The following is a 15989-nucleotide window of genomic DNA, read 5'->3' as shown; positions in this document are numbered from 1 at the left end:
GTCTACTTGCCAACCTATGCAGCTATCGATTCTGATCGATTGGGTCAATCATTTGTTGAACCTACTCTGCATCAATCACAGTAAAACGAGTATTTTCATGTTGCACTGTTTCAATTTCATCAAGAATTGCTTTGGCTAACGTACCGCTGGAAGTTACTGATTTCTTTTGGTCGTTGAAAAGCAAGTGATCTTTGCCTAAAATCGCTGGTTTAGCTGGTCCCTCTTGAAATAGATTTCCTGGAGAAATCCCGACCCAATGAACATTTTTGACGGTTTCTAAAAAGAGATATTCATCTAACTGATTTTCTGGGATCGCGATCCAGCTTTCACTTCCTGGGGCTTTTTTCAATTCGGTAAGATTGCGTTCACCCGCTTCATTGAACAAGCTGCCAGCTCCTAAAATGAAGAACAAGCGCGTGTTCTTTTCTCGAAACAAATGAACCAATTTTGCTGCCAGATCCACATGCAAGTACGCTTGGTCAGGACTTGTCGCAAACGCATCGACCAACACATCAAATCCGTCGAGGTCTTCTTCTGTTAACGAAAAAGCATCTTTTGTAAGTGTTTTGACTGTATCACCAAATTGTTCTTTGGCTTTAACTTCATTTCTAACAATAGCAGTCACTTCATGTCCTCGCTGTACTGCTTCTTGATAAATAGCTGAACCTGCATTTCCTGTTGCGCCAATAACACCGATTTTCATGATAATCATCCTTCCTCATCTTTTGTTTGACTAAAATAGTTGTTACTAATCAAGTTACAACTAGAGTATAAAAGAAACTTTCTTTCCTGTCAAGAAATTGCTTAGCAGGTGAAAGTTCTTTTTACTGTGTTGTGTCCGTTCAATCTACTTGATCGGCCTCTCCTTGAATGCCTTCAATGATTGATTGCAGCGAGATGGCGCTCATCTCTTGCTCGATTTTCTTTTGCAGCACATCATAGGTTTCTTCTAATACCCCTTGGATATTCCCCCCAATTAAGCAGTTGGGGTTGGTTTTTTTGTCTGCATGTAAAAGATGGTGATCTTTTTCAACACTCGCATAAATGTCTAACAAAGAAATCTCATTTGGTTCCTTCGTTAGTTTAGGGTTTGGTTTTCCTCTTTGGCTTTCGATCAATCCAGCAACCCGTAAATCACTCATAATCCGGCGAACATAAGCCGGATTCGTTTCAACACTCTGGGCGATCCGATCACTTGATAAATCAGTTCCTTTAAAGAGGTGGATGTAAGCGAGGATGTGAATGGCGTCGCTGTATTTGGTTGAATATTTCACTTCGTCTCCACTCCTTTTTCTTGTATCATACCTCTTTTTTAGCATTTAGACAAAGGGGACTGATCAATCTTACAAAACTCAAGAATCCCGTCAAAAAAAACAGCCCTCAAAAAGTTAGCACAAAAGCCTAACTTCTTGAAGGAACTGCATACTGAACCACTTTTTTACTTTTTATTTAAACGATCACTTTGCTAATAGCCATTCATCCATGCTGATTCAAGCTGATTGCCATCGGGATCAACGATTTCATAGCCGACCATCATGTCTTCTGGAATCCCCATATCAACTTGGAACGATTGGCCGCCATTTTCTTCTGCAATCTTCGCAAAATTCTTCGCTTCTTCTGGTGTATCGAAGCTAAACGCAATCAATGCACCACTTGTGTTCTTCGTATCCGCAATACGTCTGCCATTCAGAAACTGTTGATAAAACTCATGTTCTAACAACATCACCCAAATCGATTCACTCCAAACCATTCCGCTGCTAGTCTCGTTTGAGAACTCTTCATTTTTGACAAATCCCAACGCTTCATAAAAGGAGGTTGCACGTTTGATATCAGTGACAGGCAAATTTATAAACACCATTTTATTCGCCATTTTCTTGCCTCTTTTCTTTGATAAGTTGTATTGATGAATCCGCTCTCATTATAGCATCTATCGTTGGATTCACAAAAACATCAGACCTTATCCTACGCCGTTGGTTTCTATCAGCTCATTCAAAACTCGTTTTTCCAAGCAAAAAAACCTTTTCATGAAAGGCCTTTTGCTTTTATCATCTATGGAAAAGTAACCAGATACGCATCACATAGAAGTCATTTTCTCGCTAATCAATTCAACTGCAAGCTGATCTGTTTTTTTCAATACTTAAAGCTCAAGTCTTGAATCGATCACGGTAGCTTTCCCACGATAAATTTTCCGATACTCTTTTGGCGTATAAGTAGTTGCTTTTTTAAATTTCTTACTAAAATAATTTGGATCATTGAATCCTGCTCTGACAGAGATTTCACTGATTGATCGATCACTTGTTGATAGTTCTTTTTTGGCAACTTCAATACGATAAATCATCAAGTACAAAGAAAAGGTCATTCCTAATGTATTCTTGATCAAACGACTGGTGTGATACCGGCTTAAATGCAGGTGATCTGCTAAAGTATCTAACGTAATATGTTCTCTATAATTTTCATGAATATAGCGCAATATCTTATGTCTTAAAGAAAGCGAAGGAGAAGCCTCATTATTTTTCTCGATGTGTAGCAAGGAAATCTGATTGATGGATTGAATTCCCCGATCCAATGCATAAACAAAATCATTTGTGATCGGTTCGACCAAGTAATCAATCAAGCCGTAACGCAACGCTTTTTGAGCGATAGCAAAACTTTCTACAGCAGAATACAAAATTGCTTTTGCATTAGGGCAAAATGAAAGCAATACTTTATATAATTCAAAAGAGTCCTCTTCGCCATCCGCATTAATCACTGCAATTTCAACCGGCTGCTCAAGACAGGTACGCTGAAGCGCTTTTTTTGAACAAACCGTCGGAAGCAAGATGACATTCGGAAAATGACGATCGATCAAACGAATCATATCGTTAACTGCTCCATGCTCTTTGCTATCAATGATCAATAAGTTACACACGAAATCTTCTCCTTCGTTTAAAATTCACCCGTTGGTTTTTCTATTTATTTCTCTTGAAAATCAATGACCATTCGCCCTTTGATTTTTCCTGAAAGCATTTCATCAAAAATATCATTGATCTCTTCTAACTGACGCATGACAACTTTAGGAACGACTTTTCCTTCAGCTGCGAATTGGAAAGCTTCTGCTAAATCAGTCCGTGTTCCAACAAGGGAACCGACGATTTTAATACCGTCCAATACAAGTCGAGGAATGTTCAAGTCCATGCTTTCTGGTGGAAGACCAACCGCTACAATCGTACCGCCCGCACGAACGGCATCGACAGCAGAATTGAAGGCTGCTTTTGAAACAGCTGTTACTACAGCTGCATGTGCGCCGCCGGTTGCTTCTTGAATGATTTTTGCCGCATCTTCTTTCGCAGGATTGATCACAAGGTCAGCGCCATGATCTTTTGCAAAGTCCAATTGTTTCTCGTTGATATCAATCCCAATCACTTTTGCATTAAAGACATTTTTTGCATATTGCAAGGCTAGGTTTCCTAATCCTCCTAAACCATAGATCGCGATCCATTGACCTGGTTTAATGTCAGAAACTTTTACCGCTTTATATGTGGTTACACCTGCACAAGTAATGCTGCTGGCTTCAGCAGAACCTAAGCCCTCTGGTACCTTCACTGCATAGTCAGCTACAACGATACACTCTTCAGCCATACCGCCATCTACAGAATATCCGGCGTTTCTAACGGAACGGCATAATGATTCATTCCCGTTCACACAGTATTCGCATGATCCACAGCTTTCATATAACCAAGCGACACTTGCACGGTCACCGATTGCTAGAGAAGTAACATCATCACCGATCGCGACCACTTTACCGATTCCCTCGTGACCGAGTACGATTCCAGATGCATCTCCGAAGTCACCATCTTTTACATGCAAGTCCGTATGGCAGACACCACAACACTCCATTTTCAATAATGCTTCATTCGGACGAAGCGCTCTCAATTCTTTTTCCTCAATTTTTACAACCTTATCGTTTGATACTACAGCTGCTTTCATAAAGACACCTCTTTCAATTCATTTAAATAAAGAACTTCCTTTTATTTGTGAAGTAATTAACTAACACGAAGAGGTCAGCAATAGCTAGATAAAAGAAAGTTCCCTATCGAGAAGGTTACCATAGAAACCATCAAAAAAAGGGGAATATATTGCTTTTTTTCTGTAATCATTTATGAGAAAAAAATAATGAAATAATTCAAGTTTTTTTCTTATATTTCAAATTCAATAAACTACAAGGACTAAAAAAGCGAAAAAAACCATCATATAAATAACAAAAGTTTTAATAAAACCTATCAAGAGGAAATTACATAAACATGTAATCTTGGTCTTCCCCATTATTCTCTAATCCTTTTTTTATCAATTCGGTGATTTACGATTTATTTTCTTTCAGGCACTGAGTTTCATATTGGTATTTAACGTGATGTCCCTCATCAGTGTTTTCCTAACAATTTTCACTCCCTTTTTCTCCTTCTCTGCACATAAAAGCAAATAATGCTGAAAGGTGATCGATCAAACAATCTTCAACCTGCAATCTGTCACTATCGGATAGCCGATAAATGACCACAAAAAGTTTCAGTCGATGGCATTGTGTTTCACTCAGACGACTGTTCCCATCAAAATACAAGTTTACCCAGTGGTATGCAGCAATGATCCCCTCCTATTCTTATAGTCGTTTCATGATTTTATCACAACGAATAGAAAGTTTTTGTCACCTCAGACAAAAGAAAAAAGCCCTTGAAATCAAGGGCTTTTGCTTCATCTGATAATAAATGATTAACGACGAATTTCTTTGATACGAGCTGCTTTTCCGTGTAATGCACGTAAGTAGTACAATTTTGCACGACGTACTTTACCGTAACGAACAACTTCGATTTGTGCAACACGTGGTGTGTGCAATGGGAAGGTACGTTCAACACCTACACCGTTTGATACTTTACGAACTGTATAAGTTTCGCTGATACCAGCACCGCGGCGTTTGATGACAACACCTTCAAATAACTGGATACGTTCGCGAGTTCCTTCGACAACTTTCGCGTGAACGCGAACAGTGTCCCCAGGACGGAAAGCTGGGATGTCAGTACGTAATTGTTCTTGAGTTAGTTCTTGAATCAATGGATTCATGTTTATCATTCTCCTTATTCCCAAACATTCTTAAAGCATGAAAGCTCCAGCGGAACATCGTAATAGTTGAGTTTACACTCACTGAAACATCTTACCACAGTCGACCACAGGCTGTAAAGAGAATTTTCTTGTCATCGCGCAGAATATCAAAAAAACTGGCACTATTTTAGTTGCCAGCTTTCGCTTCTTCTTCAATTTCTTTTAAAAGCTTCTGCATTTCTTCCGTCAACGGATAATTTTCTAGCATATCAGGTCGGCGCTGAAAGGTGCGGCGCAATGATTCTTTTAATTGCCACTGCTCGATCAATTTATGATTGCCATTCATCAAAACTTCTGGTACTTTCATGCCTTTAAACTCTGCTGGGCGTGTATATTGCGGATGTTCTAATAAACCAGTGGAATGAGAATCGGTTTGTGCGGAGGTTTGATTGCCTAAAACTTCTGGTAATAGTCTGACCGTCGCATCGATCATGACCATTGCACCCAATTCGCCGCCAGTCAAGACGTAATCTCCCAGTGACACTTCATCAGTGACCAATGAACGGATTCGTTCATCGTATCCTTCATAATGACCACAAATGAAGACGAGGTGCTCTTCGGTAGAAAATTCTTCTGCCATCTTTTGATCAAAAGGTTTCCCCGCTGGGTCTAAAAGGATCACGCGTTTCTTCGTTTCTGGTGCTGCTTCTTCGATCGCTTTGATATTGTCATAGACAGGTTGGACTTTTAATAACATTCCTGCTCCGCCACCATAAGGATAGTCATCCACTGTTTGATGTTTGTTGTCGGAATAGTCACGGAAATTTGAGACGTTGATTTCTAACAGTCCCTTTTCCCTTGCTTTGCCAATGATCGATTCTCCTAGAGGACCTTCGAACATTCGCGGAAATAGTGTCAATACATCAATTCTCATCGTCTAACAACCCCTCTGGGATTTCCACAGTGACCTGACCATTTTCAAGATCGATCGTGTGGACAACCGACTCGATATAAGGAATCAAGGCATCCTTCTTCCCTTTTCGTTGAACGACCCAAACGTCATTGGCACCTGGTGAAAGGATCTCTTTGACTTTACCAATGATTGTGCCATCTTCTTCGACGACTTCCAGACCAATAATTTCATGGTAGTAAAACTCATTTTCTGCTAAATCCACCAAATCATCCTTGGTAACTTTTAAAATGCCGTTACGAAACGGTTCAACATCGTTAATATTGGGATAGCCCTCAAACGTCACTAAATCAAAGTTTTTGTGTTTGCGATGACCTGAAACAATCAATGTTATTGGCTCTTTATTTTCACGAAAAAGTGTCAATTCGGCCCCTTTACGGTAGCGTTCTTCTGGAAAATCCGTTTGTGATATCACACGTACTTCTCCACGGATTCCATGTGTATTGACGATTTTTCCTACGTTTAAATATTCTGTCACGTTCGTTCCCCATTTCTTCTAACTTCTGTTCTATTTTAGCATAGCAAAGTAGCGAATTCTAGCCGTTTCCTAGCGCCCCATGTTTTCCTCAAAATCATCGCGCGAAAAATGCCCCTTCGACGCTTGATCAAAGGGGCATTGTCCTAATATGAACCTTATTGATTCATAGAAACGGCCATTTTCAATGCTGAACGTGCATCTTGATGTTGCACCGTTCGAAGGGTCTTTTCTTGTTGCCAAACCACTGTAGTTGCTGTATGGTCATTTTTTCCCATATCGATAGTGATTTGACCGACCTCAGGCGCTGGGAGCATAGCTTCTTCCAGATACGCTACCACTTCTTTGGCAACCGGAACTGGATCTTGTTCCTCTTGATTGACTGCTCGAACAGTCAATGACCAATTTCCTTCTTGCCAGCTCAAATAACTGGAGCCAGCAGCTCCTTGCATATGCCCAGTAATGCCATATCCGAGATCAACGGCTTGTCCGCCATCATCAGCTGTTACATTGACCGCAGCAGCAGCTTCATCCGCTGATTGATAGTCTTTTGATTGAAAAGCAGCAATCGGTGTTTCCTCGTTCAAAGCCTTGTCATTGAGAGGCAGCTGCTTATCAAGTCCATAATAAAGAATCGAAGCATCGGACTGACTGCCAGCTGTGGCCGCATTCAACACTTTACCTGAAGCAAGTGGAATGTCCTTGGGCAAGACAAGATCAGGGAATGCCGCTTGTATTTGAGCGTAGATATCTGCAGTACTATTCGTGTTTGAAGAATCCCTAGAAGCCGCCTGACTAGAAGACGTACTTGATTGACTTGTTTCTGATTGACTACTTGCTTGCGTTTGGGTACTTTCCACCATACTCGTCGCTGTTGTTTCGGCACTACTGGCTTGACTGGTTTCTGGTTCCTGTTGATTATTGCAGCCAGCTAAGGCGCCCATCGTCAGCAGCGTAACGAATAATCCTAGTTCTTTTTTCATGATGTTCCCCTCCTTATACAAAGAATACCCCTCAATAAAAAAAATGACAAACAAGTCAGATTGTCTGTCATTTTTTTGTTGATTTTTTAAAGATTTGTCACCCAATTTTGCAGTGATTGAAAGCCATCCTTGATCCATTGCCAAACTTGATTGGCGATCGTCGATAGGTCGCCCCAACGAAAGTTTTGTGTCCATTGGTTCAATTGCGTCATGATCTCCTCACGATAGACCCAAATTAAAAAGAGCAACAACAAGATCCCTAGCGTTCGCCAAAGAAAAGAACCAATTTTATAAATAAAGACGAGGATCAAAAGAACGACGATCCATGCGATTAGTTGAGACATACAAGCACCTCCTCCTTTTGATTATCTCAAAACCACCTTTTTTTGTCCTCCATCTTAAGCATGAATTTTACAAAAAAAGCATTCCTCAAAGAGAAATGCTTTTCATTCTTGCTTATTTACCATCAATGATATTCAAACGAACTTTTTTTGGTCCATTTGTCCGTACACTGTAAACGATTGTTCGAATTGCTTTGGCAACCCGACCTTGTTTACCGATGATACGACCAATATCCTCTGGTGCCACAGTAAGATTATATTCCAAGAAATCATCTGACTCTACCAGCTCAAGCTTGATATCCTCAGGTTTGGTAACAAGTGGTGAAACGATCGTTAAGACTAATTCTTGCAAATCTTTCATCCAAAGTCACCTTATTTCTTAGTGAATTTTGCTTCGTGGTGTTTTTTCATAACGCCTTCTTTAGAAAGGATGTTACGAACTGTATCTGAAGGTTGCGCACCTTTAGATAACCAATCAAGAACTAAATCTTCTTTGATTGTCACTTCAGCTGGGTCTAGTAAAGGATTGTAAGTACCAACTGTTTCGATGAAACGTCCGTCACGAGGAGAACGTGAATCTGCTACGACGATACGGTAAAAAGGTTTCTTTTTAGAACCCATGCGTTTTAAACGAATTTTTACTGCCATTATTTACACCTCCATTGATTTAATCACAAGAGCTAGTTTAACAGGTTTTTCCGATGGTGTAAAGAGTTTTTTCTTTACAGCTAAAAAAAGTTTCTTCTTTCTTATTTTCTAAGCATGGTTATCTTTTGCCAGAATGAATCAGGACGCGTATCATTAGTAATAGAGAAACTTTTTAAAGTCAAATCGTTTTATTTGCACCATCCACTTACTTTTGGTAAGCTTAATGAGTAGAAAACAACAAGGAGGAAATTTACATGACAAAAAAAATTGGTTTTATCGTCGGCAGTTTACGGGAAGGATCATTTAATAAACTCGTAGCGAAAAAATTCGCATCATTATTACCAGAAGGTTTTGAAGCATCTTTCATCGAAATCGGCAACTTGCCTTTTTACAATGAAGATTTGGAAGTTGAAGGAAAAGTTCCTGCTGAATGGACAGCATTTCGGGAAGCATTAAGCGCCGTTGACGGGGTCTTCTTCTTTACACCAGAATACAATCGTTCTGTTCCTGCAGCATTGAAAAATGCATTAGATGTTGGTTCTCGTCCTTACGGTGCTAGCAGTTGGGGTGGCAAACCAGCTTTGGTTGTCAGCGTTTCTCCAGGAGCGATCGCTGGGTTTGGAGCAAACCATCACCTACGTCAATCATTAGTCTTTTTGGATATGCCTACTCTACAACAACCAGAAGCCTATATCGGTGGAATCACCAACTTGATTGATGAAAACAACGAAATCAACCCAGATACAGTAAGCTTCTTTGAAACGATCATTGCAAAATATATTGAACTCTTTCAACGATTCAACTAATTAAGAATCCAAACAAAAAGACCAAGAAACTCGGCACTGAGTTTCTTGGTCTTTTTACTGTGAAGAATAATCGTTTGCGCTTTTTACTCGCTGCCTGACACAGACTTTCGGACAAAATGAAGTTCTGTCAGTTCCCCCATCTGTTTTGTTTCAACAAACGTCAAGCGTCTCGCATAATCCCCCGGTTCAAACAGTCGCTTGCCCTCTCCTAAAAACACCGGCGCGATTTGAATAAACCATTCATCGATCAAATCAGCTTCCAGCAATGGTTTTAATAAGGAACCCCCACCTACTACCCATACGTTTTCCTCTTGTTTTAATGCTGAAACAAATGCAACTGGATCCGTTGACACTAGGGTTGCATCCGGCAGCGGCTCTTTTCGGGTACGAGAAAAAACATAGTTGGTCTTTTCAGGATATAGCAGTCCATCATCCATCAGTTTTTTTGCTTCTTGATAGGTCTTTCTTCCCATCACGGTCGCGTCGATGGTTGCAAAAAATGCTTCATAGGTCGTTGCAACACCGGTATCAGTTTGAAACAGCCAGTCCAGTTGATCCTCCATACCTGCTAAATAGCCATCGAGGCTGATTGCACCATAAAATACCACTTTTCCCAATTAGGCTCACTCCTTTATTTTTACGATTGCTTCTGACCTTCGACAAACACAAGTGACTAAGTGATCATTAACCATGCCGACCGCTTCCATAAACGCGTAAATAGTTGTCGTTCCGACAAATTTAAAGCCTCGCTTTTTCAAGTCTTTTGCTAGCTGATCGGAGATTTCCGAATGGGTCGGTACATCGGATTGCTGCTGAAATTCATTGATGACTGGCTCATGATTGACATATCGCCACAAGAATGCGGAGAAACTGCCGTATTCTTGCTGGATTTTTAAAACTTCTTGGGCATTGATGATCGCTGCTTCAATCTTTCGTCGATTGCGAATGATTCCTGGATTCATCATCAGTTCTTCCACTTTTTCTTCCGTATAGTTCGCTACTTTTATGATATTAAACTGATCGTATGCTGCATCGAAATTCGCCATCTTGTTTAAAATCGTTTGCCAGCTCAATCCTGCTTGATTCATATCTAACACCAGTTTTCGAAACAACTGCTGATCCTCATACTCAGGTTTTCCCCATACCGTATCATGATACTCCTGCATTGCTGGTGTACTGTTGGCCCATTCACATCGCTCCATTGTCCTCATCAGCTCCTTTTTGTTTATTTTATCATAAATGACTTTACTTCCACCAGTGTACTACGTATACTAGTACACATAAATGAAAGGAGCTGATTTTGTGGTTCGCATTAACAAAGCCAGCAGCAAACCTTACTATGAGCAATTGGTTTTAAGTATCAAAGAAGATATTCTGAACGGTGTTCTAATCGCCGGAGACCAAGTACCTTCGGTTCGTGAAATGGCCAAGCGCCTGTTGATGAATCCAAATACCGTCAGCAAAGCCTACAAAGTATTGGAAAATGAGCAAGTACTTGTCACCATCAAAGGAAAAGGCACCTTTGTGAAAGTTACTGAGGATCTGCCACGCGATGAGATTCGGATCTTACAAGTGAAAGAACGTTTGAAAGAATTGGTGATCGAAGCACGCCATTTACAGATCAGCATGCGTGAGCTGAGCGATTGGATGAATGGCTTTGAACAAGAGTTAGGAGGCGATCCACAGTGAAGATCGAGCATGTGACCAAGAAAATGGAACAAACAATTGTCTTAGAAAACGTGAACTTCTCTTTGGAAAAAGGAGAGCTCGTAGGATTAATCGGCCGCAATGGTTCTGGGAAAACCACGTTGTTTCGGACGATTGCTGGGCATTATTTACTAGATGATGGGGAGATTTCCATCGATAACCAACGCCTGGATCAGCATCCGCAATTAAAAGAACAACTTTTTTATATTGATGAAAAAGAAAACTTTCTTTCGGCCTACTCTTTGAAAAAGCTCAATCAATTTTATCGGCTTGCTTATCCAAATTTCGATCAGAATCTTTACTTAGAATTGATGCAAAGTCACGGTCTTCCTCTGACGCTTTCCTACCGACGGATGTCAAAAGGTATGCAAGGTCTTTATAAAATGATTCTTGCGATCGCCTCAAATGCGACGTTCTTACTGTTAGACGAACCTTTTGATGGGCTTGATGTGATCGTCCGTAAAAAAGTGATTGGATTATTGCTGGAAAGCCTCAGCGAGTCGAATCGTACCGCCTTAATCGCTTCTCATAATCTAAATGAATTAGAACATATTATTGATCGTGCCTTGTTGATCAAAGGGAAAACGATTGAAGGAGACTACCGTTTGGAAACGATTCGCGAACAATCTCGCAAACTCCAACTCGTCTTTCGCAGCAAACAGATTCCTCCCCTTATCAAGCAGCACTCCAAGCTGATTCAAAAACAAGGTCGAGTCTTGACTGCTTTGTTTGACAATTACACAGAGGAGCTGGCGGCTGAGATCCAGCAACTTGATCCTTTGGTTTTCGAAGAATTACCTTTGACTTTGGAAGATCTGTTTGAAGCAAATTTACGACAAGAAGCATTGGTGGAAGGATAGAGGTGGAAAACGATGTTAAGCAATATATTTAAAGAACGCTACGGTAAGCTGTTGATCGGTTTTTGTTTTGTCGTGCTCTTCATGTATCTTAGTGCTGGCTGGCAATCACAAAATTCTTGGCACCAGCAAGAACGTTATTTGGCATCTGAGGAATTTATCAAAGATTTTAACGAAAATCGAGAATACTATGTCAAAAGCTACAACGGTGAAACCCCGGTTTACTTTGATTCGGCAGCAGAGTACCGCGATGCGGTATTGACAATCAACAAAGAGTACTCAGATGATTTTTATTACAATCGCCCGTATATGACCACCATGAATCAATTTGTGATTGTCTTCCTGTTTATTTGGGGCTTTTTGTCCTTTTTTGTCGATGGCCGCACCAATTTCAATCGCTTTTTATTTGCTTTACCCTTTAGCAGAAAGCACGTCTTTCGCAAGAAACTGCTTTTTATCGGCTTACCCTTGACCGCTTGTTTAGTGTTGGGCCTGTTAGGTCATATCCTGATCGAATACACAATGATCCCGGCTCGCTATCTCGCTGTGCCGCTTCAAGACGTGCTGCTTTCCGCCCTTAGTACTTTGGCAACGAATCTACTCGTATTTGCTGTCGGCATCTTGTTGGGCGTTTTACTGGGGAATCTGTTTACTGGCGTGCTGTCGGTGTTCTTCACTCTTTCTCTAGGAACAATGGGGTATAGCTTTTTCCAATGTACCCGCGAGTTTTTTAGTTTTGTATTTCTTGGTCATGGGGATTTTCTGCTTCCTTTTCAAACGTGGATCGATTGGCCGCAAGGATATGTCTATCCTTGGTGGCTACTGCTCCTTTACCTCGGTTTGAGCGGCTTGCTGATTCTTGCTGCCGAAAAAGTGTTCTCGAAAATTTCTTTAGAAAATGACGGTGATTATTTAACGATCCCTAAATTGCGCGCCCCGGTTTATTGGCTGCTTTCTTTAGGAACCTGGTTCTATCTATCCATGATTTCTTATTACCCGCTAGAAATTTTTTACCGTGATCTCTATGAGGGGGATGATGTCAGTCTTTGGAACATCATCCTTCGGCTTGGCTTGTTGCTGGTTGCTTGCTTATTCATCAGTTTATTGCTTGTCTATCCTAAAGCACTGATGAATTGGTGGTACAAACGAAAAAACAAACAGGTCAGCAATATTTAAAAAAGCGTCCCTACAACAAGAAATTGTTGCCGGGACGCTTTTATGTTTAATGTTTAGGTTTGTCGTCGTCTTTTTTGTCAAAGAAGTCATTTACTTTGCGAGAAACATCATCCGCAAAATCTTCAACCTTATCTTTGGCTTTCCCATATTTATTTTGGGTTTTCCCTTTTAACTCCTCGGAGTCATCTCCTGTAAGTTTCCCTTTTGTTTCGGTTACTTTTCCTTCAATGCGATCCTTGTTTGTCATCGTAAAAACTCCTTTCATACTTGCTATAAATTAATAGTAGCATCATTTGCCAGAAAGCACGAATGTTCTGCTTCTATCTTATCCTTTGAGTTGTCCGCAACGATAGTTCTTCGCTATTTTTGACTCTTGGACGATTTAGGATATTCAGTAGAAAGCTGGCTTTCTCTATAAAAAGGGATGTTCTTTAGATGTTCTATTTGATGTTCTTTGAAGGAGTTCATTTAAAGAGGACACTGTGAACATAAAAAAACCATGACCTGAAAGAAGGCAATCTGAGGAGCTGCAGCTGCTAGAATCAGGAGGTACAGCTTCTCGATTTGGTGTCTTTTCAGGTCATGTTTTTTTTAATTGTACCCTAAGAGAAGGTTCGGTTCTTAGTTCCTATCAGTGTTAAACGATTATTTGCGTTTTTTCTTTTTCTTCTTTTGTTTTTTGACCATACGATTCATGGCCATTTTTCCAAGTTTCCCTTTGACACCGCCGCCAAACATTTGATCCATGCCAGGAATGTTCATATTCCCTTTGCTCATTTGCTGCATCATTTTGCGGGATTCTTTAAATTGTTTGATCATGCGGTTGACTTCGACGACACTGTTGCCAGAACCGGCGGCAATCCGGCGACGACGGCTTGGATTTAACAAATCAGGATTTTCACGTTCTGCTGGTGTCATGGAATAAACCATGGCTTTTTGACGGGCAATTTGTTTTGGATCAACTTTGACGTTCTCGATGCCAGGCATTTGGCTCATTCCCGGAATCATTTTCAAAAGATCTTCAATTGGGCCCATGCCCATGACTTGATCGATCTGTTCAACAAAGTCATTGAAGTCGAAGGAGTTTTCCTTCATTTTTTGAGCAAGTTCTTCTGCTTTTTTCTCGTCGTAATCTTGCTGTGCTTTTTCGATCAAAGTCAGCATATCACCCATACCGAGAATCCGACTAGACATCCGATCTGGATGGAATACTTCAAGGTCGGTCAATTTTTCACCGGTACCAGTGAACTTGATTGGAGCGCCAGTAACTTGACGAATTGACAATGCCGCACCGCCACGAGTATCGCCATCTAGTTTGGTGATGACTACCCCTGTGATCCCCAGTTGTTGATTGAAGCTTTCCGCCACGTTGACAGCATCTTGTCCTGTCATCGCATCCACTACCAGTAAAATTTCATTTGGCTGTGCCAAGTCCTTGATTTGTTTTAGCTCTTCCATCAAGTTTTCATCGATATGCAAACGACCTGCTGTATCGATCAAGACATAGTCATTTTTCTTTTCCCGAGCCAAAGCCAATCCTTGGCGTACGATTTCAACTGGACTGACATCAGTTCCCATATCGAAAACAGGTACATCCAATTGCTGACCTAATACTTTCAATTGGTCGATCGCGGCTGGACGGTACACGTCACCGGCAATCATTAATGGACGTGCGTTTTCGGTTTTGATCAAGTGATTGGCTAATTTCCCAGCAAAGGTGGTTTTCCCTGCCCCTTGCAGACCAGCCATCATGATAATCGTTGGGATCTTTGGTGATTTTTCAATCCCAACTGTTTCTGATCCTAACGTTTTGGTTAATTCTTCGTCAACGATTTTAACGATCTGTTGCGCTGGAGATAAGCTTTCTAATACTTCTACCCCAACTGCCCGTTCACGGACATTTTTGGTAAACTCTTTCACAACTTGCAGATTGACGTCGGCTTCTAATAAAGCTAGACGAATCTCACGCATCATTTCTTTTACATCTGCTTCAGATACTTTTCCTTTTCTGCGCAGTTTGCTCATTGCCTGCTGGAGGCGTTCAGTTAAACTTTCAAATGCCATTTTTTTTCATTCCTTTATTCTTCAATTTCTTGGAGCTGTTGAATAAACCCCTGTAAGGTTTCGTCTTTTGGATAGTGAGTTTTCGTATACTCGCTTAGCTGATCCAGCAAGTCTTCCCGCATGATATAGTCCGAAAACATATGTAGTTTTTTTTCATAGTCTTCTAAAATACGTTCGGTGCGTTTGATGTTGTCATAGACTGCTTGACGGCTTACTTGATACTCTTCAGCGATTTCTCCTAGAGAAAAATCATCTGCGTAATACAATTCCATGTAATTCATCTGTTTTTCTGTCAATAACGTGGAATAAAACTCAAACAACGCATTCATGCGATTGGTCTTTTCAATTTCCATTTGCTTCCTCCTGTTTTGCAAGCCATTCGACATCGGACAAAACAGTCATGCCTTGTTGCCGAAAATACGCACAAGCGACACCGATCCCTGTTCTTTTGATTCCAGTAAAATTGCCATCATAAATCATCTGACTGCCACAAGAGGGACTTTTCTCTTTTAGGATCAGTTGAGTGATGCCTTGCTCTTGTAATTTTTGATAAGCAATTTTCGCGCCGGTAGTAAACTGTTCGGTCACGTCTTCCCCTGAGATGGTGACGACCTTCGCTCGTTGCGCCCAAACGTCCACCCCATCGCCACCAACGATTTCGGCCGGTTCCCGTGGGATCGGCAAGCCGCCAAGAACTTCTGGACAAACCATCATTGCTTGACCTGCTCTTACCAGTTCGATCAATGGTGGCACTGCTTGGTGTTTTCCATCATAACGGCAAAGTACACCGCCTAGACACGCACTGATTCCGATCATATAGCACCCTCAGCTTTCCTATGAAATCGTCCTTTATTATAGCATTTATTTAGTGGTTGCAATAGTACCAATTGTCTAT

The 15989-nt window shown here is 40.9% G+C and carries 22 protein-coding genes; 4 read left to right on the top strand and 18 right to left on the bottom strand.

What is annotated here, in order from left to right:
• Positions 1-61 precede the first annotated feature (61 nt).
• The 12 genes from IGJ74_RS05575 to rpsP form a co-directional block, all read right to left on the bottom strand.
• The gene (locus IGJ74_RS05575; RefSeq protein WP_016613898.1) at positions 62-712 is read right to left on the bottom strand and encodes an NAD(P)H-binding protein; all 651 of its coding nucleotides are present in this window, start codon (positions 710-712) and stop codon (positions 62-64) included.
• 130 nt (positions 713-842) lie between these two features.
• Positions 843-1274, bottom strand: a complete 432-nt coding sequence (locus IGJ74_RS05570) for an Rrf2 family transcriptional regulator (RefSeq protein ID WP_061053880.1) — start codon at positions 1272-1274, stop codon at positions 843-845.
• Positions 1275-1465: 191 nt separating this feature from the next.
• Positions 1466-1870 (bottom strand): VOC family protein, encoded by a 405-nt coding sequence (locus IGJ74_RS05565; protein WP_096742382.1) that lies wholly within the window; start codon positions 1868-1870, stop codon positions 1466-1468.
• Positions 1871-2137: 267 nt separating this feature from the next.
• Complete coding sequence (locus IGJ74_RS05560) at positions 2138-2857, bottom strand: helix-turn-helix domain-containing protein (protein ID WP_176257029.1); 720 nt, start codon at positions 2855-2857, stop codon at positions 2138-2140.
• Between the two features lie 95 nt (positions 2858-2952).
• Positions 2953-3966 (bottom strand): alcohol dehydrogenase AdhP, encoded by a 1014-nt coding sequence (adhP, locus tag IGJ74_RS05555; protein WP_086299213.1) that lies wholly within the window; start codon positions 3964-3966, stop codon positions 2953-2955.
• Positions 3967-4740: 774 nt separating this feature from the next.
• Positions 4741-5088: a 50S ribosomal protein L19 gene (gene rplS, locus IGJ74_RS05550; protein WP_002357176.1), complete on the bottom strand. Its 348-nt coding sequence runs from the start codon at positions 5086-5088 to the stop codon at positions 4741-4743.
• A gap of 166 nt (positions 5089-5254) precedes the next feature.
• Positions 5255-6001: a tRNA (guanosine(37)-N1)-methyltransferase TrmD gene (gene trmD / locus IGJ74_RS05545; RefSeq protein ID WP_005237230.1), complete on the bottom strand. Its 747-nt coding sequence runs from the start codon at positions 5999-6001 to the stop codon at positions 5255-5257.
• Positions 5991-6515 carry a ribosome maturation factor RimM gene (gene rimM, locus IGJ74_RS05540; RefSeq protein ID WP_005237231.1) on the bottom strand — a complete coding sequence of 175 codons (525 nt, stop codon included), beginning with the start codon at positions 6513-6515 and terminating at the stop codon, positions 5991-5993. The genes trmD and rimM overlap by 11 nt, the downstream gene beginning before the upstream one ends.
• Before the next feature lie 155 nt (positions 6516-6670).
• Entirely contained in the window at positions 6671-7495 is an 825-nt protein-coding gene (locus IGJ74_RS05535) for a hypothetical protein (protein WP_034878719.1), read from the bottom strand.
• An 86-nt stretch (positions 7496-7581) separates the two neighbouring features.
• Positions 7582-7839 carry a hypothetical protein gene (locus IGJ74_RS05530; RefSeq protein ID WP_005228919.1) on the bottom strand — a complete coding sequence of 86 codons (258 nt, stop codon included), beginning with the start codon at positions 7837-7839 and terminating at the stop codon, positions 7582-7584.
• Positions 7840-7951: 112 nt separating this feature from the next.
• Positions 7952-8197, bottom strand: a complete 246-nt coding sequence (locus tag IGJ74_RS05525) for a KH domain-containing protein (protein WP_005228918.1) — start codon at positions 8195-8197, stop codon at positions 7952-7954.
• Between the two features lie 11 nt (positions 8198-8208).
• On the bottom strand, positions 8209-8484 hold the full coding sequence (rpsP, locus tag IGJ74_RS05520; protein WP_005228917.1) for a 30S ribosomal protein S16: 276 nt from the start codon (positions 8482-8484) through the stop codon (positions 8209-8211).
• 254 nt (positions 8485-8738) lie between these two features.
• Here rpsP and IGJ74_RS05515 point away from each other — a divergent pair, with 254 nt between their 5' ends.
• Entirely contained in the window at positions 8739-9290 is a 552-nt protein-coding gene (locus tag IGJ74_RS05515) for an NADPH-dependent FMN reductase (RefSeq protein WP_016613846.1), read from the top strand.
• Between the two features lie 83 nt (positions 9291-9373).
• Here IGJ74_RS05515 and IGJ74_RS05510 read toward each other — a convergent pair whose 3' ends face one another.
• Positions 9374-9907: a dihydrofolate reductase family protein gene (locus IGJ74_RS05510; protein WP_005237235.1), complete on the bottom strand. Its 534-nt coding sequence runs from the start codon at positions 9905-9907 to the stop codon at positions 9374-9376.
• A gap of 6 nt (positions 9908-9913) precedes the next feature.
• A complete protein-coding gene (locus tag IGJ74_RS05505; protein ID WP_016619836.1) occupies positions 9914-10492 on the bottom strand; it encodes a DNA-3-methyladenine glycosylase I in 579 nt (192 codons plus the stop codon).
• 100 nt (positions 10493-10592) lie between these two features.
• On the opposite strand from IGJ74_RS05505, the gene IGJ74_RS05500 reads away from it, so the two are divergent.
• Genes IGJ74_RS05500 through IGJ74_RS05490 form a run of 3 tightly spaced genes read left to right on the top strand, consistent with a single transcriptional unit; the run spans position 10593 to position 13030 of the window.
• Positions 10593-10979 carry a GntR family transcriptional regulator gene (locus IGJ74_RS05500; protein ID WP_034872477.1) on the top strand — a complete coding sequence of 129 codons (387 nt, stop codon included), beginning with the start codon at positions 10593-10595 and terminating at the stop codon, positions 10977-10979.
• Positions 10976-11857 (top strand): ABC transporter ATP-binding protein, encoded by an 882-nt coding sequence (locus IGJ74_RS05495; RefSeq protein ID WP_005237238.1) that lies wholly within the window; start codon positions 10976-10978, stop codon positions 11855-11857. Before IGJ74_RS05500 ends, IGJ74_RS05495 begins: the two co-directional genes overlap by 4 nt.
• A gap of 12 nt (positions 11858-11869) precedes the next feature.
• Entirely contained in the window at positions 11870-13030 is a 1161-nt protein-coding gene (locus IGJ74_RS05490) for an ABC transporter permease (protein WP_218193182.1), read from the top strand.
• Between the two features lie 46 nt (positions 13031-13076).
• Here IGJ74_RS05490 and IGJ74_RS05485 read toward each other — a convergent pair whose 3' ends face one another.
• The 4 genes from IGJ74_RS05485 to IGJ74_RS05470 form a co-directional block, all read right to left on the bottom strand.
• Positions 13077-13277 (bottom strand): CsbD family protein, encoded by a 201-nt coding sequence (locus IGJ74_RS05485; RefSeq protein ID WP_008377398.1) that lies wholly within the window; start codon positions 13275-13277, stop codon positions 13077-13079.
• A 398-nt stretch (positions 13278-13675) separates the two neighbouring features.
• Positions 13676-15094, bottom strand: a complete 1419-nt coding sequence (gene ffh, locus IGJ74_RS05480) for a signal recognition particle protein (RefSeq protein WP_005228902.1) — start codon at positions 15092-15094, stop codon at positions 13676-13678.
• A gap of 14 nt (positions 15095-15108) precedes the next feature.
• On the bottom strand, positions 15109-15447 hold the full coding sequence (locus IGJ74_RS05475; protein ID WP_005228897.1) for a putative DNA-binding protein: 339 nt from the start codon (positions 15445-15447) through the stop codon (positions 15109-15111).
• Positions 15437-15910, bottom strand: a complete 474-nt coding sequence (locus tag IGJ74_RS05470) for a DUF523 domain-containing protein (RefSeq protein ID WP_016613840.1) — start codon at positions 15908-15910, stop codon at positions 15437-15439. Before IGJ74_RS05470 ends, IGJ74_RS05475 begins: the two co-directional genes overlap by 11 nt.
• Positions 15911-15989: the final 79 nt, after the last annotated feature.

The sequence above is a fragment of the Enterococcus sp. AZ009 genome, from assembly GCF_050548785.1.
Taxonomy (GTDB): Bacteria; Bacillota; Bacilli; order Lactobacillales; family Enterococcaceae; genus Enterococcus_D; species Enterococcus_D entomosocium.
This window is presented reverse-complemented; position numbering and strand designations above follow the sequence as displayed.